The sequence below is a fragment of the Pseudomonas sp. R25(2017) genome (assembly GCF_002112565.1).
In the GTDB taxonomy this organism is placed as follows: Bacteria; Pseudomonadota; Gammaproteobacteria; order Pseudomonadales; family Pseudomonadaceae; genus Aquipseudomonas; species Aquipseudomonas ekonensis.
The window spans coordinates 1-19,547 of sequence record NZ_NEHZ01000028.1; the positions used below are offsets into that span (position 1 = coordinate 1).

Here is a 19,547-nt window from a genome sequence, read left to right on the forward strand (position 1 = left end):
ATGCCGGGTGTGCCGGCCTCATCGCTAGCAAGCTAGCTCCCACAGGATTGGCGGTGGTCTGCCAGTTCTGCGATGGCTCCCACAGGTTTTGCGGTGGTCTGCCAGTTCCGCGAACACCGCCGAACTGTGTAGGAGCTTGCCTGCAAGCGATGGCGGCGCGTCAGGCGATGAAGATGGTGGCTGTACCGGCCTCATCGCCAGCAGGCTGGCTCCCACAGGTTTGCGGTGGTCTGCCAATTCTGCGAACACCATCGAACCCTGTGGGAGCTGGCTTGCCAGCGATGGCGGTGGGTCAGGCGATGAGGATGCCGGGTGTGCCGGCCTCATCGCTAGCAAGCTAGCTCCCACAGGATTGGCGGTGGTCTGCCAGTTCTGCGATGGCTCCCACAGGTTTTGCGGTGGTCGGCCAGTTCCGCGAACACCGCCGAACTGTGTAGGAGCTTGCCTGCAAGCGATGGCGGTGGGTCAGGCGATGAGGATGCCGGGTGTGCCGGCCTCATCGCCGGCAAGCCGGCTCCCACAGTGAATGGCGCAAGGCCGACTGTCGGTGAATGCCCCATGGGTCGCGGTTTGCGGTGGGCACCCGCTTTCGGGCAATCCCCCAACCGTGGGCTATAAACCTATAGGGACGTATCGGGAAGTCGCCGCCATGAACATGCAGTCACCATCGCTTCCGACCGAGGAGGGCAGCCTTCGCCTGAGCTCGCGCAAGCAGCCGTTCAACCTGTTGCGCTGGTTTTCGCTGATCAGCATGGCCGTGATCGGCACGGTGGCCGTGGCGCTGGGGGCGGTGTCGACGCGTTTCGTGATCGATGAAAGCGTTCAGCGCGATGCGCTGCTGACCGCGCAGTTCATCCAGGCCATCGCCTCGGCGGAAGTGCGGCATGTCTCGATCCCCAACATCCGCACCATGGGCGATCTGCTCGACTCGCGCCATGACAACGATTTTCCCGATGTCGATCCCGCCGCCCGGGCCAATGCCCGCGACGAATTCCTCGACCACGTCGCGCACTTGCCGGACGTGATCCTGGCCAACATCTACGCCCCCGACCGGCAGGTGATCTGGTCGACCAACCCGGCCCTGATCGGCACGCGCATCCATGCCGACGAAGACCTGGACCGGGCCTTCGACGAGAAGATCCCGGTGTCCGCCAGCTACCACGACGTGGACAAGGGCCGCGAAGAGCAGAAGTTCGTCGTGCCGCCGGAGTACATCTTCATCGAGAACTACATCCCGCTGTTCGATGCCGAGGGCGAGCATGTGACGGCGATGGTGGAAATCTACAAGGAACCCAAGGACCTGATCAGCCGCATGGAGCGCGGGCTGGTGCTGATCTGGCTGGCCACCGCGCTCGGCGGCGGTCTGATCTACCTGGGGCTGTTCTGGATCGTGCGGCGGGCGGCGATCCTGCTGGCGGCGCAGCAAAAGCAACTGATCGCCAACGAAACCTTCGTCGCGCTGGGGGAGATGTCCTCGGCAGTGGCCCACAGCCTGCGCAACCCGTTGGCGACCATCCGTTCCAGCGCCGAGCTGGCGCTGGAATTCGATGCGGGGCCTGCGCACAAGAACATCAAGGACATCATCGGCCAGGTCGACCGCATGTCCAAATGGGTGCGCGAGCTGCTGCAATCGCTGCGCCCGCTCAACGATGACCCGGAGCCGGTGAACTTGGTGGCGGCGCTGCACGATAGCCTCATGGCGTTCGAGCAGCAGATCGCCAAGGCCGGCGTCCATGTGGTGTTCCACCCGCAGGAGACGCCGATGGTGCTCAGCCAACCGGTGCAGCTGACGCAGATCCTCAACAGCCTGTTGGCCAATGCCCTGGAGGCGATGGACAAGGGCGGCACGCTGACCGTCAGCCTGGAGACCGGCGACGGCCGCAGGGTGACGGTGATGCTCAGCGACACCGGCAAGGGCATGAACGAGGAGCAGCGCAGCATGGCGTTCCGGCCGTTCTTCACCACCAAGCAGGGCGGTCTCGGCGTGGGCCTGGTGCTGGTGAAGCGGATCATGGAGCGTTTCGGCGGCGGCGTGACCCTGGACAGCCGCGAGGGCGAGGGTACCACTGTCTGTCTGGCGTTCCAGCTCATCCAATGACCGCAAAAAACAATCTGAACTTTCCCCATCACTGGGTGTCAGGCCCCGGTCACCGGGGAGTGGGGAATTCAACGGCGTCTCTAACTCGTTGTTTAAAAAGGCATTAATACTTTGGCGAGGTAATTGCAAAACACCATCACCCCTTCCTTTTGACGAGGCGGCTGGTGATGGACAGAACAACGCGTTACCCCTGCAAGCCATTTCTGCTGACGCCGCTGAGCGTCTTTCTGGCATTGACCCTCGGCACCATGGCCGTCCGGGCCAGCCCCATCGACGACGAAAGCCAGCCGGAGACCTCCGACCCTTCCGCCTACTACGACGAGCCGGCGGACGAGCCGACGGCGCTGAACGCCATCCTGACCATGCCCGAGGCCAACGTCGATTCCTTCGACCTGCCCAACGGCGTCAAAGGCACGCGCGACTCGACCCGCACCGAGAACATCTTGCCGCCGCGGGTGCAGACCAGTTTCAACTACCCCACCAACGGCAAGCCGAGCCCGCTGTACGGCGCCCAGCCGTTCACCCAGCAGTTGACCCTGTTCGAGGAGTTCGGCCCGGAAAAACTCGACCCGACCACCCCTGCCGGGCCGTTGGGCTTTCCGCCGGCGGCCATTGGATCTGCGCCGGCGCAGGATCCGAACAGCGTCGCCCGCAGCGCACCGCCCGGCACCGCGCTGGATGCGTTCTTGCGTCAGCCCGGGCTGACGCCGTTCCCCAGCCAGTTCGCCAACGTGGTGGACCGCAATCCGTGGCAGGCGCAGATCGAACTGTTCCTCAACCGCCACATCGGCTCCTCCGCCGAGGGCCGTCCGCCGGGAAAAGGCTGGGCCCATCAGCGCTGGAACGAGTTCTACCCGCAGGTGGCCTACAAGACCGTGCAGACCGGCGCGCGCCTGAACGGCGGGCTGCGTGACGGCCGGCAGATGCACGGCTACGCGGTCGGCGAATTCGGGCCGGGCGGGCTGTACCACAACGTGGCCGGCGTGCCGGCGACCGACGGCACCGCCAAGGGCGTCGACGCGCGGTTCCACCCGGCCATGCCGGCGCAGAACCACAACTCGGTGTGGACCTTCGACGGCACCTTGCCGCCCAAACTGCTGATGGTGCGCTACGGCCAGCCGGTGCTGATGCGTCACTACAACGGCCTGCCGATCGACCCGTCGGCCAACCGCGGCTTCGGCCTGCACACCATCACCACCCACGAACACAACGGCCACGCCCCGGCGGAGAGCGACGGCTACGCCAACGCGTTCTTCTTCCCCGGCCAGTTCTACGACTACCGCTGGCCGATCCAGCTCGCCGGCTACGACAGCATCAACACCAAGGCCCAGGATCCGCGCGCCGCGTTCCCCTGCGCCCCGGGCGAAACCCTGTGGGTCAACGACATGACGCCAGGCCTCAAGACCTGCGACCACGGCACCATCAAGATCCGCGGCGACTACCGGGAAACCATGAGCACCCACTGGTTCCACGACCACATGCTCGATTTCACCGCGCAGAACGTCTACAAGGGCAACGCGGCGATGATGAACTACTACAGCGCCATCGACCGGGGCAACGAATCGGTGAACGACGGCGTCAACCTGCGCCTGCCCAGCGGCAGCGCCTTGCCGTGGGGCAACCGCGATTACGACATCAACCTGGTGTTCGCCGACAAGGCCTGGGACCAGGAAGGCCAGTTGTGGTTCAACCCGTTCAACACCGACGGCTTCATCGGCGATCAGGTGCTGGTCAACTGGCAATGGCGGCCGATCCTCGACGTGCGGGCGCGCAGCTACCGGTTCCGGATCCTCAACGGTTCGGTGTCGCGCTACTTCAAGCTGGCCATCGTGCGTGAGGTCAAAGGCTCCGGCGGCGAGTTCCAGGGGCCGAAGAACTCGGGCGTGTCCTACAGCCGCGTGCCGTTCCACATGATCGCCAACGACGGCAACATCATGGAGCACAGCGTGCCGTTCGACGGCTCCATGGACCTGGACGCCGACGGCGACAAGCAGAACCACAACGCGATCCTGCCGACCCAGGGCATCGCCGAACGGTTCGACATCATCGTCAACTTCGCGAAGAACGGCATCAAGCCCGGCGACAAGCTGTTCATGGTCAACCTGCAGGCCCAGGACGACGGCAAGGGGCCCAAAGAGGTCATCTCGCTGGCCGACGTGCTGTCGGAGAAATACCTGGCGGTGATCAAGCAGACCAGCAAGGGCCCGCAGTGGGACCGGGGCGACCCGGCGGTGGGCAAGGTCTTGCAGCTCAACGTCAAGTCCTACAGCGGCCAGGACCTGGCCATGGATCCGGCGGCCTATGAACCGGCCAAGCCTGGCAAGGCCGAAGGGCTGACGATGATCCCGCTGAAGATCCACCGCGACAACGCCGCCGACAAGGCCCTGCTGGCCAAGGCCCTGCACCGCACCTTCACCTTCGGCCGCTCCGACGGCACCGACGAGGCGCCGTGGACGATCAAGACCGACGGCGGCTTCGGCTTCCACATGGATCCGCGTCGTCTCAATGCGTCGACCAAACTGGCCAGCGGCCCGACCGATGCCGGCGTCAGCGGCATCGGCACCCTGGAAGTGTGGAACATCAAGGCCGGCGGCAAGGGCTGGAGCCATCCGGTGCACGTGCACTTCGAGGAGGGGATCATCCTCAGCCGTGGCGGCAAGGCTCCGCCTGAGTGGGAAAAATGGGCGCGCAAGGACGTCTACCGCATCGGCTCCGAAGCCGACGGGCTGGACAGTGTGGAGATGGCGATCAACTTCCGCGAGTTCGCCGGCACCTACATGGAGCACTGCCACAACACCCAGCACGAAGACAACTCGATGCTGCTGCGCTGGGACCTCGAGAAACCGGGGCAACTGCAGCTGATGCCGACGCCGCTGCCGAGCTGGGACGGGGTGCGCTACGTCAACTCCGCCGCGCTGCCGACCTTCCGCAGCGGTGACGGCTTCGGCCCGCAAGTGGTGGTCAAGCCATGAACCGGGAGGGAGCGAAGATGAAACGGTCGACACTGCGCTCCCAGGCCTGGGGCATGCATCGGGTGCTGGCCCTGGTGGCCTGCCTGCTCGGCGCGCAGGCGCTGGTGGCGCACCAGGCGGACACCGGAGCCGGCACCGCGCCGCCGGCCCCGGCCAGCGAAGCCGCCACCCCGTGGGGCGGCGACTATTTCCCCAACACCCTGCTGACCGACCAGGACGGTCGGCAGGTGCGTTTTTTCGACGACCTGATCAAAGGCAAGGTGGTGGTGATCAACTTCATCTTTACCTCGTGCAGCGATTCCTGCCCGCTGGAGACCGCACGCCTGCGCCAGGTGCAGAAACTGCTGGGGGACCGGGTCGGGCAGGACATCTTCTTCTACTCGATCAGCATCGACCCGCTGAGCGACACGCCGGCAGTGCTCAAGGCGTACGCCCAGCGGTTCAAGGTGGGGCCGGGCTGGCAATTCCTCACCGGCGAATTCGAAGACGTGACCGACCTGCGCAAAAAATTGGGGTTGTTCATCGAAGGCGTCGACAATGGCCGCAACAAGGACCACAACCTGAGCCTGATCGTCGGCAACCAGAGCACCGGACGCTGGATGAAGGCCTCGCCGTTCGAGAACCCGTGGATCCTCGCCGATCAACTGGCCAACACCTTGCACAACTGGAAAGAGCCCAGCACCGAGCAAAGCTACGCCGAAGCCCCGCAAATCCGTCCGCCGAGCAACGGCGAGGAGCTGTTCCGCACCCGCTGCGCCTCGTGCCACAGCCTCGGCCCGCTGGACGGCCAGGGCATCGGCATGCGCAGCATCGGCCCGGATCTGATCGGCGTGACCCGCCAGCGCGACGCCGCGTGGCTCAACCGCTGGATCCGCGAACCGGACCGCATGCTGGCGGAAAAGGATCCGATCGCGGTGCAGCTGTTCGAACAGTACGAACGCATACCGATGCCCAACCTGCGCCTGGACGAGGCGTCGGCGCAATCGGTCATCGAGTTCCTGCGCGACGAGACCGAGCGTCAGCATCCTTCTGCGCAACCGCTGGCCGACGGCGCCGCGGCGCCGATTGGCACGGGCCCCGCCAGCGAAACGGTGAGCCGGATGCAATAGCGGCCAAATAGCATCAACGGATCGTGTACCGCAGCCATTGCCACCTACACTCAGTCGTGACGGCGGCTGTAACCGGCCTGATACAACACCACCAGGGCATCCCCATGCAGCGACTGGAAGAACAGACAACATCGGCGCCGAAGGAAACGGCCGCCGCCGGCAGGTTCTGGGGCGGACAGTTCAATCTGCTGCGCTGGTTCTCGCTGGCCAGTTTTTTCATCATCGCGTCGGTGGCGCTGGGCCTGGGCTATGTCTCCACGCGGTTCGTGGTCACCGAAAGCGTGGAGCGCGATGCGCTGCTCACCGCGCAGTTCGTCCAGGCCATCGGCGACGCCGAAATGCGCCACGCCGGCATCAGCGCGCAACGCACCATGGGCGAGATGCTCGACCCGCGCCAGGACGAGAACTATCCGGATGTCGACCCGGTGGCCCACGTCGCCGCCCGGGCGGAGTTCCTCGACCACGTCGAACACCTGCCGGACGGCCTGCTGGCCACGGTCTACGCCTTGGACCGCACGGTGATCTGGTCGACCAACCCGGACCTGATCGGGGTGAAGTTCGAGGATGACGACGAACTGGACGAGTCCTTCGAGATGCAGGTGCCGGTGTCGTCCAGCTACCACAAGATCGACGACGAGAAGCCCGAGCAGAAGCTGTCCCGGGAACCCAAGTACCTGTTCATCGAGAATTACATCCCGATGTTCAACGCCGACAAAAGCAAGGTCGTGGCCATGGTCGAGATCTACAAGGAGCCGGCGGACCTGGTGGAGCGCATCGACCGCGGCTTCGCCTCGATCTGGGTCGCGACCCTGTTGGGCGGGACGGCGATCTACCTGGGGCTGTTCTGGATCGTGCGCCGGGCCGCAGCCCTGCTGCAGACCCAGCAACAGCAGTTGATCAGCAACGAGACCTTTGTCGCCCTGGGCGAGATGTCCTCGGCGGTGGCCCACAGCCTGCGCAATCCGCTGGCGACCATCCGCTCCAGCGCCGAACTCGCTCAGGAGGTCGCCAGCCAAGGGGCGCAGCGCAACATCGGCGACATCATCAGCCAGGTCGACCGCATGTCGCGCTGGGTGCGCGAATTGCTGGTGTCGCTGCGGCCGATGCACGACGACGGCGAGGCGGTGGACCTGCTGCCGGCGGTCGAGGACACCCTCGGCGCGTTCGAGGCGCTGATCCGGCGCAACGGGGTCGAGGTGCGGTTCACGCCCGACGGCTGCCCGCCGGTCGTCAGCCAAAGGGTGCTGCTGACGCAAATTCTCAATAGCCTGTTCGCCAATGCCCTGGAGGCGATGCCCAAGGGCGGCGTGCTGAGCATCGACATCGACGCGCCCCAGGCCGACTGCGTGCGCATGACCCTGGCCGACACCGGCAAAGGCATGAGCACCCAGCAGCAGTTGCTGGTGTTCAAGCCGTTTTTCACCACCAAGCAGGGCGGTCTCGGGGTCGGCCTGGCGCTGGTCAAGCGAATCATGGAGCGTTTTCAGGGCTCGGTCGTCCTGACCAGCAAAGAGCAGGAGGGAACCCGCGTCAGTCTCAACTTCAAAGTGGCATCGGGAGGGGAATATGGAACACAGCATTCTGCTGGTCGAGGATGACGAACTGTTGGCCGAGAATATTCAGACCTACCTGGAGCGCAAGGACTTCGAGGTGACGGTCTGCCATTCGGCCGAAGACGCGCTGGAGCACTTGGGCAGCTTCATGCCGGACGTCGTGCTGACCGACAATTCGCTGCCGGGCATGAGCGGTCACGATCTGATCCAGAAGCTGCGCATCAGCGCGCCGGATCTGAAAGTGATCATGATGACCGGCTACGGCAACGTCGAAGATGCGGTGGTGGCGATGAAGGAGGGCGCCTTTCATTACGTCACCAAACCGGTCGCGTTGCCGGAGCTCAAACTGTTGCTGGACAAGGCCCTGGCCACCGAACGGATGGAGCGCACGCTGTCGTTCTACCAGGAGCGCGAGGCGCAGAAGTCCGGGGTGCAGGCGCTGATCGGCGAATCGGCGCCGATGCACCACCTCAAGCACACCCTCGGCCAGTTGCTTGAAGCCGAGCGGCGCATGACCGGCGGCGACCTGCCGCCGGTGCTGGTGGAAGGCGAGACCGGCACGGGCAAGGAACTGGTGGCCCGCGCGCTGCATTTCGACGGCTCGCGCAGCAAGGGCCCGTTCATTGAGTTCAACTGTGCGTCGATTCCCTCCAACCTGGTGGAATCGGAGCTGTTCGGCCACGAGAAGGGCGCATTCACCGACGCCAAGGACCGCCGGGTCGGGCTGGTGGAAGCGGCGGACGGCGGCACGCTGTTTCTCGACGAGATCGGCGAAATGGATCTGGTGCTCCAGGCCAAGCTGCTCAAGTTGTTGGAGGATCGCACGATCCGTCGGGTCGGCTCGGTCAAGGAGCGCAAGGTCAACCTGCGGGTGATCAGCGCCACCAACTGCAACCTTGAGCAGATGGTGCAGCAGGGCAAGTTCCGCCGGGACCTGTTCTTCCGCCTGCGGATCATTTCGATCAAGGTGCCGCGCCTGTATGCCCGGGGCGACGATGTCCTGCTGCTGGCCCGGCACTTCCTCGCCAGCCACGGCAAGCGCTACGGCAAGCCGAACCTGCATTTCAGCCAGCAGGCCGAAGAACTGCTGCTCGGCTACACCTGGCCCGGCAACGTGCGCGAGCTGCGCAACATGCTGGAGCAGACCGTGCTGCTGGCGCCGGCCGACACCATCGCCGCCCACCAGTTGAACGTGTGCATGAGCCTGGTGGACGAGCCGGCGCTGCACCAGCACGAGATGCCGCACTTCGAGCCGCGCCCGGCGAGCAACACCGAATCGATGAACCTGCCGGAGGTCGAACGCGACATGGTGCGCAAGATGCTCGACAAGACCGACTGGAACGTCACCAAATCCGCCCGCCTGCTGGGCCTGAGCCGCGACATGCTGCGCTACCGCATCGAAAAGCTGGGCCTGGCCCGGCCGGACAAGCGTCAGTGGTGAACGCAGAACCCGCGTCGCCGCCATCGCCAGCAGGCTGGCTCCCACAGGTATCCCGGGTGTTTGCAGGATCTAGGCACACCGCTAAAACCTGTGGGAGCTGGCTTGCCAGCGATGAGGCCGGCACATCCGGCATCTCTGCTGCCTGCCCCACCGCCATCGCCAGCAGGCTGGCTCCCACAGGGGATCCCCGGTGCCCGCAAGATTCATGTACACCACCAAAACCTGTGGGAGCTGGCTTGCCAGCGATGAGGCCGGCACATCCGGCATCTCTGCTGCCTGCCCCACCGCCATCGCCAGCAGGCTGGCTCCCACAGGTATCCCGGGTGTTCGCAAGATTCATGTACACCACCAAAACCTGTAGGAGCTTGCCTGCAAGCGATGAGGCCGGCACATCCGGCAGCTCTGCTGCCTGACCCTCCGCCCTCCAAGGAGGCCATCACTGTGTCTGAGGGCTGAGGCACTCCAGCAGGCAAGTGGGATCCAGCACCTCGTCGTTGACGTAGATGCCGCGCTCGGCATCGTAGGTGCGCACGAACACCCGCACCGTGGCGTCGGCCACCGTCGGCAATTGCGAGTCGTGGAACACGTGGCGGTCCGGGATGACGATGAAGTCCTGCGGCGACGTGTCATCGAAGGTCCGCGGCGGCGCAGCCGACAGCGACGGCGGCGCGGGGTGGGCGAAGGGCTGGTCCGCCCCGTAGTAATTGAAGTTGCTGTCCAGCGCCTGGGCCTGAGCGGCGGCGAGCAGACAGCCCGGCAACAGCGACCAAATGAGCGTTCGCATGGCGGCACCTGTGGAAACGGTTTTCCCCAAGGCTGTTAACTATAGCCGCGCCGCCGGTTACATGTTCCCAACAACTGGCGCCGTCAGGCTGACCTAGACTCGGGCCGCTCAATCACGAGCACCACCCGGAGAGCGCCATGGAAGTGCCGAACCCTCAAGACGCCGTCGCCAGCAACCGTCAGGCCTGGAACGATTCTGCCCGCCACCACCGCGACACGCCCGATTGGCAAGCCCTGCTGGCCGACGTCGCCCAAGCGGACTTCTCCTGCCTGGACGACACCCTGCGCGGCCTGCTGGAACAGGTCGGCGTCGACGGCAAGGACGTGGTGCAGCTGGGCTGCAACAACGGCCGGGAGAGCCTGTCGCTGTTCGCGCTGGGCGCGCGGCGGGTCACGGGGATCGACCAGTCGACGGCGTTCCTCGAACAGGCCCGGGCGCTGAACGCACGTTCGCCTCACGACGCGCAATTCATCGAGGCCGACATCCACCGTCTGCCGGCCGAGCTGGACGGCCGCTTCGACGTGGCGCTGATCACCATCGGCGTCCTCAACTGGATGCCCGACATCGGCGCGTTCTTGCGTCATGTCGCCCGGGTGCTCAAGCCCGGCGCACGCCTGGTGATCTACGAAACCCACCCGTTCCTGGAAATGCTCGACCCCGAGGCCGAAGATCCGTACCGCCTCGCCGCGTCCTACTTCCGTGAAGCGCCGTTCGTGCAGGAAGAACCGATCGTCTACGCCGGCAAGGTCGAACAGAAGGCCGCGCCGTCCTACTGGTTCGTGCACACCCTGGGCGCGATCTTCAGCGGCGCCATCGGCGCAGGGCTGAACATCGCGCACTTCAAGGAATACCCGCACTCCAACCGCGAAGAACTGTACGACCGCTACGAAGGGCAGACGGCGCAGGTGCCGATGTGCTTCACCTTGGTGGCGGAAAAGCGCTGAATGTCCCGGCTCCTTCTTCGGATCGCCGCCCGGGGCAAGCCCGCTTCCACAAGATCTTGTGGGAGTCAGCCTGCTGGCGATGGCGTCAGTCAAGGCGCTGCGGGGCAAGATCAAGACAGTAGCCCCTTCGTGAGTCGAGGTGCCCGCAAAATGTGCGGTCACCCTAACCCCAGCCGATATTCAGTGAGTGGTGTGATCGATCACATGCCCCGGCTGGGCGCACAGATCAATGCCAAGGGCATGAATGACCCTGAGCACCGTATCGAATCGAGGTTTTGCGCCAGGCGCGAAAGCTCTGTGCAGGCTTTCACGGCCCATTCCCGAATCCCTGGCGACTTGGGTCATGCCCCGCGCCTTGACCACATGACCGATGGCGCGAAGAAACTCTTCGTTGTCACCGTCAGCCAGCACCTGTGAAAGGTATTCGCTGATGGCCTCGTCACTGTTCAACAGTGATGCCATATCAAAAACCGTCAAAGCCTGACTCACGGTCAAACCTCCTTTGCCATTCTCTTGGCACGCTTGATGTCCGCGCCTTGCGATGATTTGTCTCCTCCTGCCAGCAGAATGATGCAGATGCGATCTCGAAGGGTGAAATACACCCGATAGCCGGAGCCGACATCTACACGCATTTCGGACACGCCGTCTCCTACTGACTTGATGTCGCCTAGATTACCTGCTGAGGCGCGATCAATGCGACGGGCAACAGCAATCTTGGCCCGGAGATCCCGGATTGAGGCGTGCCATGTCGCAAAAGTCGGTGTTTGCTTGATGAGATAGGTCATGGCCTGACTGTATCCAGATGGATACGGTCAGGCAGTCAGCCCATTCGCCACAATGCGTTGAGCATTCATCAATTCATGTAGGCAGTGCTTCTTTGAGTCGTAGGAGGCCTCGGTCAAGCCCGCGCCGCCGCCGTCACCACCGGCCGGCCCGGCTTGCGCAGGGGCTCCAGCCTCGACCCTTGGTAGCGGGTCTCGCGGAACAGGCGCCAGCGGCCGAACAGGCCGTAGACGTGGGTCACGCGGCCCTGTTCGTGGTAACCCATGCGGATGTGCAGCTTGAGCGCCGGGATGTTGTGGGTCTCGCAGACGTCCACCACCTTGTGGCAGCCCTGGGCGGCCATGGCTTCCCAGAGGGCGACCTGGACGTCCACCGACAGGCTGCTGCCGAAGTACGCCCGGGTCATTTCGCCGCCGAACTCGAAGAACTCGCCGGGTTTGACCGGAAATTCGCAGCCGTAGTAGTGGCGGTCGTGGTAGTCGCGCACGCTGCCCCAGATGAACGCCACCGCGTGGCCGTCGGCGTCGAGGTACATGTGCCCGGTATGGCCCTCGGCGGCCAGTTCGGCCATGGTCTGCACGCGGTCGCCGAAATGCTTGGCGAACGCCGTGGCGTTCTCCGGCGTGATGTCCACCCGGCGCAGGCCTTCGTAGGGGCGCAGCTTGTGCGGCGGCACCGGGCTGACCAGGTCGCGCTCCATCCACAGCAGTTCCCAGTGGAAGAACACATAGCGTTTCCACAGGGTGGTGAATGTGCGGCCCAGGCCCTTTTGTCTGATGCGCTCACGCAGCTTTTCGATGACGCTCATGTTGCCCTCCGTGGCCTAGGCCCGGTGCGGTGGATGACGCTTTTTGTGGGTATAGATCACGCCTGCAAAGTCATTGCGAAGTGCCATCTTCGAATGTATTGCAAGGTATGTAAGTCATTCAGGCACAGCGGTGCCGCGCAGCAGTTCCTTGTTCAGGTCGGCGTAGGAAATCCGTGGAACCCCCGTCAGACGACGCTCTAGAACGTGGCTCAGGGACTCGCCCGGTTGCAGGTAGGCGTCGCCGAAGTCGCCGGTCAGCTGCGTCGGGTGGGCGACGATCTCCAGCACGCCGTCGGTCGGCGCGGGCGCCTCGCGCAGATCCACTGGCGTGCAGACGTAGTCCGCCGTGGCGCCGGCCAGGTTTTGCAGGCGACGGTTGAGCAGGCCCTTGAACAGGCGTTTGGGCAGGTTGAGGTTCTGCCCCAGGTTGCGCGCCAGGCGCACCGGCACGCCTTGGCGGGCAGCGAAGCGGGCGACGATCTCGCCGATCGGCCAGATGTTGTGCACGTGCTGGTGGGAGTCCAGATGGCTGGGACGCAGGCCGTGGTCGACGCAGCGCTGCCATTGCGCCTGCAATTCCTGCTGCACCGCCTCGCGGTCCTCACGGCCCAGCCACAGGCTGTGGCGCGGCAGGTTGAGGTCGAACACGCCGTGGCTGTCGCAGAAGGTGCGGCGGGCCAGGATGGCCTGGCTCAGGGGCCGTCCGTAGGTCAGGTTGAAGTGCAGGCCGACCCTGCCTTCGAGCAACGGATGGCGGGCCAGGGCGCAGGCCGCCTCGAAGGCCGGCATGTTGGCCATGGCGGTGGCGGAGCTGATGACCCCGGCCTTGAAGGCGCCGAAGATCACCGAGTTTTCGTTCGGGCTGAGGCCGAAATCGTCAGCGTTGACTATGACTTGGCGTGGCATGTTCGCCCTCCGTGGTCGTTGGGGTGGTGTGCGGCGCAGGCTTGGCGTCAGGCGTCGCCCGCTGCGCCCGCCATCGCTGCAGCGCCGGCTTGAGCCGCTGCCAGAGCCGCAGCGCCAGGCCCAGCAGCAGGCCACTGGGGCGCCAGGAGTAGAAGCTCCAGCGCCAGTGCTCCAGTTGCCCGGTCATGCGTTCGTGCAGTTGGTGGCTGGAGTTCTCCAGGCTCACCCGTGAAGCGTCGATCCAGTGCCAGTGCTCGTCCAGTCCCCAGCGGATCCATTCCTCCAGCAGCACCCGGCCGCTGCCGAGGTCCGCGTGCTGCGGCAGGAAGGCGAGGTTGTAGTCATAGAGCCGGCCCTGTTCGAGCAGGCCCAGGCGGTAGCTGAGGCAGCGCCCGTCCAGTTCCAGCGTCACCACCCGCACCCGGCCTTGGGCGGCGAGGGCGGTGAAGGCGCTGTGCATCCAGCGGCGGCTGCGCTCGGTGGCGAAGATGCCGACGCCTTCGTCGCCTTTCCAGCTCACCGCTTCGACTTCGCCGATGGCCTGCAGCAGCGGGCCCATGCTGTCGGCGTCGGGCACGATGCGCCGCACCACCGCGCCGCAGGCGGCGATCCGTTTGCGCGCCCGGCGCAGCTTGTAGCGCGGATCGCCGGAGACTTCCTGGCGGTCGGCGTCGCTGATCAGGTGCACCGGCACCCGGCAGCTCAGCCGCCGCTCGCCGGTAGAGCTGACGGCCATCCAGTGGGTGAGGGCGCTCGGCTCGCCCACCGGCTCCGTGAGTTCGTTGAGTTGCAGCAGCGCGTGGGGCATCCGCCGGCGGATCAGCGCCAGCGCCCGGCACATGCCGGCGGCGTCCAGTTGCGAAAGCAGCGCGAGGCGGTCGGCCAGCGGATGCCCCAGGTGATGCACGACCCGGAAGGGCCAGCCGCCGAACCGTTCGCGCCCGGCCACCAGGGGCAGGCACAGGCGCAATTCGTCCGCTTCCCAGCCCAGCAGAATGTGCAGGCGTTCGTCCTCGCCCAGCGCCTGTTCGGCCGCGCACAGCCAAGCCAGGCTGTTGAACGGCGTGTGGTCCGTCACCCGCAGGCGCAGCGCTTCGTATTGCGCGGCCGGGAAGTCGGGTGCGCACAGCGAGGTGCGCCATTCGAATTGCGCCATAGGGTCAGGTCGCCGGTGCGGTGACAGGTGGACGGGAAGGCTTGCGCAGCGCATCCAGGCGCGAGCCGCTGTAGCGGGTTTCGCGGTAGAAGCGCCAGCGGCCGAACAGGCCGTAGACGTTCATGATCCGGCCCTGCTCGGTGTAGCCCATGCGCAGGTGCAGCTTGAGCGCCGGGATGTTGTGGAACTCGCAGACGTCCACCACTTTGTCGCAGCCCTGGGCGGCCATGGCTTTCCACAGCTCCAGCTGCAGATCCACCGACAGTTCGGTGCCCCAGTAGGCGCGGGTCAGTTCGCCGCCGAACTCGAAGAACTCGCCGGGTTTGACCGGGAATTCGCAGCCGTAGTAATGGCGGTCGTAGTAGTTGTGCGCGCAGCCCCAGATGAACGCCACGGCATCGCCCTGGTCGTCCAGGTGCATGTGCCCGGTGTGGCCTTCGGCGGCCAGTTCCGCCATGGTGCCGACACGGTCGCCGAAGTAGCGGGCGAAGGCACCGGTGTTGGTCGGGGTGATCTTCACCACCCTCAGCGCCGGGTAGGGCTTGAGGCTGTGGGGCGGCACCGGGCTGACCAGGTCGCGCTCCATCCACAGCAGTTCCCAGTGGAAGAACACGTAGCGCTTCCACAGGGTCTTGAAGGTGGCCTTGAGGCCTTTCTGGTGGATCCGCTCGCTGAGTTTTTTCAGGGCATTCATGGTGTTCACTCCTGATGACGGTGCAGGGCGCGGCCGAAGGCCTGCGCGGCAGAACATCACAAGGGCGGTCATGAGGCGCTCCAGCGCAGGGCGAACAGGGTCTGTCCCGGCAGGTCGAAGCGCACGCGGCCGTCCTGGCAGCGAAAGGGTGCGTCGCGGCTGCGGTTGTCGGCGCCGAAGTAGCGCAGGGCGCCGTTGTTCAGCGGGCACTTGGCGCCGCCCAGGTCCACCCGTTGCAGGCGCGTGCCTTTGTTCACGCCCAGCAGCGAGCGTTGGTCGTCGCCGGCCATCGCCAGCGCATCGACCTCGAAGGCGTCGTTGTCCAGCCACAGCACCTGGTGCAGCCAGTGCTGGCGGATGAACTGCTGGGCCAGGCCCACCGGCTTGAGTTCGAAACGGTCATCGCCCAGCACCCGGATCATGCCTTTGGGGTACTGCGGCTCGTCGGCGGCCTGGAACCAGTTGAGCATCGTCAGCAGGCCGTCCTGGGAGGCGTTGATCACCACCGACGCCCACCACAGCGAAGCGTAGTGGGTGTCCTGGTCGTAGGGGCTCAGGCTGGAGCCGCTGGACAGGTTGGTCTGGTCCAGCAGCAGCGCCTTGCGCGGCGCGCCGTGGGCGTCCAGCCCCACCAACTGCGCGGCCCGCTGCACGCTGTCGCGGTAGGTGCGGGTGGCGAGCAGGTCGCGGACCATCCATTCGTGCCAGGCCAGGGCATCGACCTGGGCGGCGGATTCGTCCAGCAGCCGGCGCGCCCAGTCGAGGCCGCGCTTGTCCGCCGCGTGGTCGGCGAACGGCCCGTTGACCAGCCTCGCGCTAGCCGGCATCGCGATGCGCACGCCGGCTGCGGCGTTGGCCGGGTCGCTGCGCACCTGGCGGGCCATGCTGGCGAAGATCGCCCGGTACTGCTCGTAGCTGGCGTAGTTGAGGTTCGGCTCGTCGGCAAAACCGATGTAGTGGGTGCCCTTGCCCCCCAGCGCACGGGTGCCGGCGAGCCAGGCGTCGAGGCCGCCGTTGCTTTGCGTGTCGGCGCGCAGGTCGGCCTGGCGTTGGCTGCCGGCGAGCAGGGTGATGTCTTGGCGGATGCCGAAGCGTTCCTGATAGGCCTGGCGGAACGCGTCTTCGAAATGCGGGTTCTTCGTCGTCACGTCGACGAAGCTGTAATAACTGGCCGCCGCCGGCTTCAGCGCATCGAGCACGGCATGGCTGGCGGGCGGCGGCAGCACGTAGGGCAGGGCGACGCCCAGGTCCGGCGTGCGGCCCAGGACTTTGTCGTGCAGGGTGAGGCGGGTCTGGCCGTCGTCTTCGCGCAGCGGCTTGAGCTGCTCGGGCGCCTGCGCGAACAGGTTGGCCGTGCCGTCGAGCCAGAACGCCGCCTTGCCGCCGCCGTGCAGGCGCAGGCGCCAGACCTGTTCGCGCTCGCTGACCGGCAGGCTCACCTGGTCGAACTGCCAATAGGCCGGGTAGGGCACCAGTTTCAGTGTGAGGGCCTGCCCGTCGCCGACCCGCTGCGCCTGCAGGGCGTCGACGCCGCCGTGGAACTTGCCCGCCAGCACCGCGCGTTCGCCCGGCGCGACCTTGAAGTACAGGGTGTCGCCGTCCCGGGTCTCGGCGCAGAAATGCACCTTGGCCGGGGCGAACAGCGCAACGGTGCGCTCGTCGTGCTCGACCCGGTAATTGCGGAAACTGTAGCCGGGGATCTCCAACCGGTAACTGGCCGCGCCCGGCGCCAGGGGCCAGCTCTGGCTGCCGCGGGTTTCGCTGGCGGCGATCAGCCGCTCGCCTTGCAGCTTGCCCTGGCCGTCGAGCAGGTACAGGTGCTCTTCGTTGGCGTCGGCCTGCCAGGCCGGCGCCCAGCGCACGGTCAGCGTGTCCGGGCGGTCCGCCTGCAGGTACAGGCTGCCGTCGCGGATGTCGCCCCAGCGCATCGCCGCCGCGAAGGCGTCCAGCGACAGGCCGAGGCCGAGCAGCAGGGCCAGGCTTCTCATGCGGTTTTCCTGTGCAGCATCAGCCACATCGGCGCGACGTCGCTGGGCAGGATGATCAGGGTCTTCCAGAACGGCACGCCGCTCAGCCGGCAGTACAGCACCAGCATCGCCACCGTCACCGCCAGGTAGGCGATGGACGAGGCCGCCGCCGCGCCGACGATGCCGTAGGCGGGGATCAGCAGCAGGTTCAGCGCCAGGTTGAGCAACGCGCCCAGGCCCATCAGCAGCGACACCGTGCCGGGGCGGTTCTTGCCCAGCAGGTCCAGGCGCAGGATGCTCGCGTAGCACAACCCCAGCAGGCCCGGCAGCAACGCCAACAGGGCCGGGTAGGCCGGCTGGTAGGCGGCGCCGAACAGGGTGACGATCAGCCACTGGCCGATCAGCGCCATCGTCAGGCAGGCGCCGAGCATCACCGTGGCGGTCAGGCGCAGGGCCAGCGGGGTGAGCCGATCCATGCCTTCGTCCTGCTGCAGCAGGCGTTTCATCAGCGGCGTGGTCACCGCTTCCGGGACGATCAGCAGCAGTTCGGCGGCGGCGCTGGCCATGGCGTAATGGCCCAGCGCGGCGCTGCCGAGCAGGGCGCCGATGAACAGGTAGTCCGAGCGCAGGATCACCTGCTGGAACAACAGGTCCGGATGGCTGCGGGCGCTGTAGCGCAGCAGTTCGTTCTGGCTGGCGCGGTCCCATTGCAGGCGCACGGGCTGCGCGCGACCAAGCCACACCCAGCCGGCCAGCACCACCAGGCTTATGCCGGTCAGCCAGCTGATCAGCGCCGCTTCCAGCGCCGATTCCTTCCACATCCAGAACAGCGCCAGGAACAGCAGCAGCGGCGCCAGCGATTCCACCAGGCGCAAGGCGTTGAACGCCACCACGCCGCCGGAGGCGTTGTGCAGGGTCAGCAGGCCGCTCTTGAGCACCGTCAGCGGCACCGCCAGCAGCAACAGCCAAGCCAGCAGGCCCAACTGCACCGTCACGTCCAGATCAGCGCCGAATTCGCGCACCAGCGCCACCACCAGCAAGGTCAGCAGCCCCGCCAGCAGGCAACCGAACACCAGCACCTGACTGAGCAAAAGGCCCATCGGCCGCTGTTTGGCCGCTTGATAGCCCACCGCCGAATTGAGCCCGCCGCTGGTGGCCGCGCTGATCAGGTCCGGCAGGGTACTGAGCAGTGCGAACAGCCCGCGCTCGCTGGGGCCCAGGATCCGCGCCAGCAGCACGTTGCGCAAAAGGCGCAGGCCGATCATCGCCAGTTTGGTGCCCATGCTCAGGGCCAGGTGGCGCAGGTAGTTGCCTCGGCTCATGGCCGCGCCCCACGGAAGATCCGCCACGACAGCAGCTCAGGATTGCGCGCGGTGCGCTGGCTGACGCCGAAGCGCGGCAGGTTCAGCGGATCGCCCGTGCCGCGGTAGATGCCGGTGCCGGTGCCCAGGGCAAACGGGAAGTCGTGGTTGGCGATGTGTTCGCGCACCCGCGCATCGTTGTCGCCGTTGGGGTAGCAGTACACCGGCAACGGCCGGTTGCAGCCGTTGTGCAGGGCGGTGCGGCTGCGGCTGATCTCTTCGTTCAGGCGCACGTCGTCCAGGCCGGTGAGGATGGCGTGGCTGGCGCCGTGGGGGCCGAAGCGCACCAGCCCGGACGCCTCCATCGCGCGCACCTGGTGCCAGTCCAGCGCCTGGGGCAGCGCCTCTTGCGGGCACTCGTCGGTCAGGCGTTCGAGGATGGCCGGGTCGAGGGTCTTGAGGTCTTGCAGGTAATGCAGCAACGACAGGCTGCGCCGGTTCACGTCGATGTCGTCCACCAGCACCGGCAGCGGATGGCCGATGGCATGCAGGCATTCGATCAGGTGCTGGCGCGGCTTCTCGCCGTGACTGCCCCACAGGGTTTCGCCGACGCTTTCCCACCAGAAGCGCTGGCGGCTGCCGATGAAGTCGGTGGACAGGAACACGCTGGCCGGCACCTGGTGCTTCTGCAAAAGCGCGAAGGCGTTGACCGCGTTGTCGCGCCAGCCGTCGTCGAAGGTCAGCGCCACTTGCGGGCGCTCGGTGCGCAGCGCGTTGGGCTGCAGGATCTCCATCAGCGGCACGCAATCGAAATGGCGCCGAAGCCACACCAACAGGTGCTCGAACGCCTTGGGCCCCACGCACAGTTCGTTGCGGTGCGGCAGGTCGGCGGCGCGGTCGTTGGCCAGCACCCGGTGGAGCATCAGGATCACCCCGGCGCCGTGCAGTTGGTTTCGTCCCACGGACGAATTGAGGTACAGCCAGCCACTGGTGCGTTTTATCAGTTGTTTGATCGCCATGGCTGTGCCCTC

At 66.0% G+C, this 19,547-nt stretch carries 16 protein-coding genes; 6 read left to right on the forward strand and 10 right to left on the reverse strand.

Translation table 11 applies throughout. The annotated features are described in order from the left end of the window. Positions 1-649: 649 nt before the first annotated feature. The 5 genes from CAG31_RS26620 (at position 650) to CAG31_RS26640 (ending at position 9,173) form a co-directional block, all read left to right on the forward strand. Positions 650-2,098 carry a sensor histidine kinase gene (locus CAG31_RS26620; RefSeq protein WP_085586727.1) on the forward strand — a complete coding sequence of 483 codons (1,449 nt, stop codon included), beginning with the start codon at positions 650-652 and terminating at the stop codon, positions 2,096-2,098. Between the two features lie 167 nt (positions 2,099-2,265). Further along, positions 2,266-5,070 (forward strand): multicopper oxidase domain-containing protein, encoded by a 2,805-nt coding sequence (locus CAG31_RS26625; protein ID WP_085586728.1) that lies wholly within the window; start codon positions 2,266-2,268, stop codon positions 5,068-5,070. A 17-nt stretch (positions 5,071-5,087) separates the two neighbouring features. Further along, positions 5,088-6,179, forward strand: coding sequence for an SCO family protein (locus CAG31_RS26630; protein WP_256575596.1), 1,092 nt, complete (start codon positions 5,088-5,090; stop codon positions 6,177-6,179). 104 nt (positions 6,180-6,283) lie between these two features. Next, complete coding sequence (locus CAG31_RS26635; protein ID WP_085586730.1) at positions 6,284-7,777, forward strand: HAMP domain-containing sensor histidine kinase; 1,494 nt, start codon at positions 6,284-6,286, stop codon at positions 7,775-7,777. Then, complete coding sequence (locus tag CAG31_RS26640; RefSeq protein ID WP_085586731.1) at positions 7,746-9,173, forward strand: sigma-54 dependent transcriptional regulator; 1,428 nt, start codon at positions 7,746-7,748, stop codon at positions 9,171-9,173. The genes CAG31_RS26635 and CAG31_RS26640 overlap by 32 nt, the downstream gene beginning before the upstream one ends. A 436-nt stretch (positions 9,174-9,609) precedes the next feature. Here CAG31_RS26640 and CAG31_RS26645 read toward each other — a convergent pair whose 3' ends face one another. After that, positions 9,610-9,957, reverse strand: coding sequence for a hypothetical protein (locus tag CAG31_RS26645; protein WP_085586732.1), 348 nt, complete (start codon positions 9,955-9,957; stop codon positions 9,610-9,612). 137 nt (positions 9,958-10,094) lie between these two features. Between CAG31_RS26645 and CAG31_RS26650 the strand changes: the two genes are divergently transcribed. Then, complete coding sequence (locus CAG31_RS26650) at positions 10,095-10,901, forward strand: class I SAM-dependent methyltransferase (protein WP_085586733.1); 807 nt, start codon at positions 10,095-10,097, stop codon at positions 10,899-10,901. Positions 10,902-11,081: 180 nt separating this feature from the next. Here CAG31_RS26650 and CAG31_RS26655 read toward each other — a convergent pair whose 3' ends face one another. The 9 genes from CAG31_RS26655 to CAG31_RS26695 all read right to left on the reverse strand — a co-directional run bounded on the left by CAG31_RS26655 (position 11,082) and on the right by CAG31_RS26695 (position 19,535). Beyond that, the gene (locus CAG31_RS26655) at positions 11,082-11,390 is read right to left on the reverse strand and encodes an addiction module antidote protein (RefSeq protein WP_085586734.1); all 309 of its coding nucleotides are present in this window, start codon (positions 11,388-11,390) and stop codon (positions 11,082-11,084) included. Positions 11,391-11,392: 2 nt separating this feature from the next. Then, positions 11,393-11,686: a type II toxin-antitoxin system RelE/ParE family toxin gene (locus CAG31_RS26660; RefSeq protein WP_085586735.1), complete on the reverse strand. Its 294-nt coding sequence runs from the start codon at positions 11,684-11,686 to the stop codon at positions 11,393-11,395. A gap of 113 nt (positions 11,687-11,799) precedes the next feature. After that, the gene (locus tag CAG31_RS26665) at positions 11,800-12,492 is read right to left on the reverse strand and encodes a GNAT family N-acetyltransferase (RefSeq protein WP_085586736.1); all 693 of its coding nucleotides are present in this window, start codon (positions 12,490-12,492) and stop codon (positions 11,800-11,802) included. 114 nt (positions 12,493-12,606) lie between these two features. Then, a complete protein-coding gene (locus tag CAG31_RS26670) occupies positions 12,607-13,398 on the reverse strand; it encodes a ChbG/HpnK family deacetylase (RefSeq protein WP_085586737.1) in 792 nt (263 codons plus the stop codon). Continuing rightward, complete coding sequence (locus tag CAG31_RS26675) at positions 13,370-14,554, reverse strand: GNAT family N-acetyltransferase (RefSeq protein ID WP_085586738.1); 1,185 nt, start codon at positions 14,552-14,554, stop codon at positions 13,370-13,372. The genes CAG31_RS26670 and CAG31_RS26675 overlap by 29 nt, the downstream gene beginning before the upstream one ends. Before the next feature lie 4 nt (positions 14,555-14,558). Continuing rightward, positions 14,559-15,248: a GNAT family N-acetyltransferase gene (locus tag CAG31_RS26680; RefSeq protein ID WP_085586739.1), complete on the reverse strand. Its 690-nt coding sequence runs from the start codon at positions 15,246-15,248 to the stop codon at positions 14,559-14,561. A 68-nt stretch (positions 15,249-15,316) separates the two neighbouring features. Then, positions 15,317-17,236 carry a hypothetical protein gene (locus tag CAG31_RS26685; protein WP_085586740.1) on the reverse strand — a complete coding sequence of 640 codons (1,920 nt, stop codon included), beginning with the start codon at positions 17,234-17,236 and terminating at the stop codon, positions 15,317-15,319. Next, a complete protein-coding gene (locus CAG31_RS26690) occupies positions 17,233-18,537 on the reverse strand; it encodes a lipopolysaccharide biosynthesis protein (RefSeq protein WP_085586763.1) in 1,305 nt (434 codons plus the stop codon). Before CAG31_RS26690 ends, CAG31_RS26685 begins: the two co-directional genes overlap by 4 nt. Continuing rightward, on the reverse strand, positions 18,534-19,535 hold the full coding sequence (locus tag CAG31_RS26695; protein WP_085586741.1) for a polysaccharide deacetylase family protein: 1,002 nt from the start codon (positions 19,533-19,535) through the stop codon (positions 18,534-18,536). The genes CAG31_RS26690 and CAG31_RS26695 overlap by 4 nt, the downstream gene beginning before the upstream one ends. Positions 19,536-19,547 lie beyond the last annotated feature (12 nt).

What these genes read in the sequence shown, in the direction of transcription:
- CAG31_RS26630 (WP_256575596.1), top strand. Translation starts at nt 5,088, where the DNA reads ATGAAACGGTCGACACTGCGCTCCCAGGCCTGGGGCATGCATCGGGTG.
- CAG31_RS26645 (WP_085586732.1), bottom strand. Translation starts at nt 9,957, where the DNA reads ATGCGAACGCTCATTTGGTCGCTGTTGCCGGGCTGTCTGCTCGCCGCC.
- CAG31_RS26690 (WP_085586763.1), bottom strand. Translation starts at nt 18,537, where the DNA reads ATGAGCCGAGGCAACTACCTGCGCCACCTGGCCCTGAGCATGGGCACC.
- CAG31_RS26675 (WP_085586738.1), bottom strand. Translation starts at nt 14,554, where the DNA reads ATGGCGCAATTCGAATGGCGCACCTCGCTGTGCGCACCCGACTTCCCG.
- CAG31_RS26695 (WP_085586741.1), bottom strand. Translation starts at nt 19,535, where the DNA reads ATGGCGATCAAACAACTGATAAAACGCACCAGTGGCTGGCTGTACCTC.
- CAG31_RS26620 (WP_085586727.1), top strand. Translation starts at nt 650, where the DNA reads ATGAACATGCAGTCACCATCGCTTCCGACCGAGGAGGGCAGCCTTCGC.
- CAG31_RS26625 (WP_085586728.1), top strand. Translation starts at nt 2,266, where the DNA reads ATGGACAGAACAACGCGTTACCCCTGCAAGCCATTTCTGCTGACGCCG.
- CAG31_RS26660 (WP_085586735.1), bottom strand. Translation starts at nt 11,686, where the DNA reads ATGACCTATCTCATCAAGCAAACACCGACTTTTGCGACATGGCACGCC.
- CAG31_RS26680 (WP_085586739.1), bottom strand. Translation starts at nt 15,248, where the DNA reads ATGAATGCCCTGAAAAAACTCAGCGAGCGGATCCACCAGAAAGGCCTC.
- CAG31_RS26650 (WP_085586733.1), top strand. Translation starts at nt 10,095, where the DNA reads ATGGAAGTGCCGAACCCTCAAGACGCCGTCGCCAGCAACCGTCAGGCC.
- CAG31_RS26640 (WP_085586731.1), top strand. Translation starts at nt 7,746, where the DNA reads ATGGAACACAGCATTCTGCTGGTCGAGGATGACGAACTGTTGGCCGAG.
- CAG31_RS26670 (WP_085586737.1), bottom strand. Translation starts at nt 13,398, where the DNA reads ATGCCACGCCAAGTCATAGTCAACGCTGACGATTTCGGCCTCAGCCCG.
- CAG31_RS26665 (WP_085586736.1), bottom strand. Translation starts at nt 12,492, where the DNA reads ATGAGCGTCATCGAAAAGCTGCGTGAGCGCATCAGACAAAAGGGCCTG.
- CAG31_RS26635 (WP_085586730.1), top strand. Translation starts at nt 6,284, where the DNA reads ATGCAGCGACTGGAAGAACAGACAACATCGGCGCCGAAGGAAACGGCC.
- CAG31_RS26685 (WP_085586740.1), bottom strand. Translation starts at nt 17,236, where the DNA reads ATGAGAAGCCTGGCCCTGCTGCTCGGCCTCGGCCTGTCGCTGGACGCC.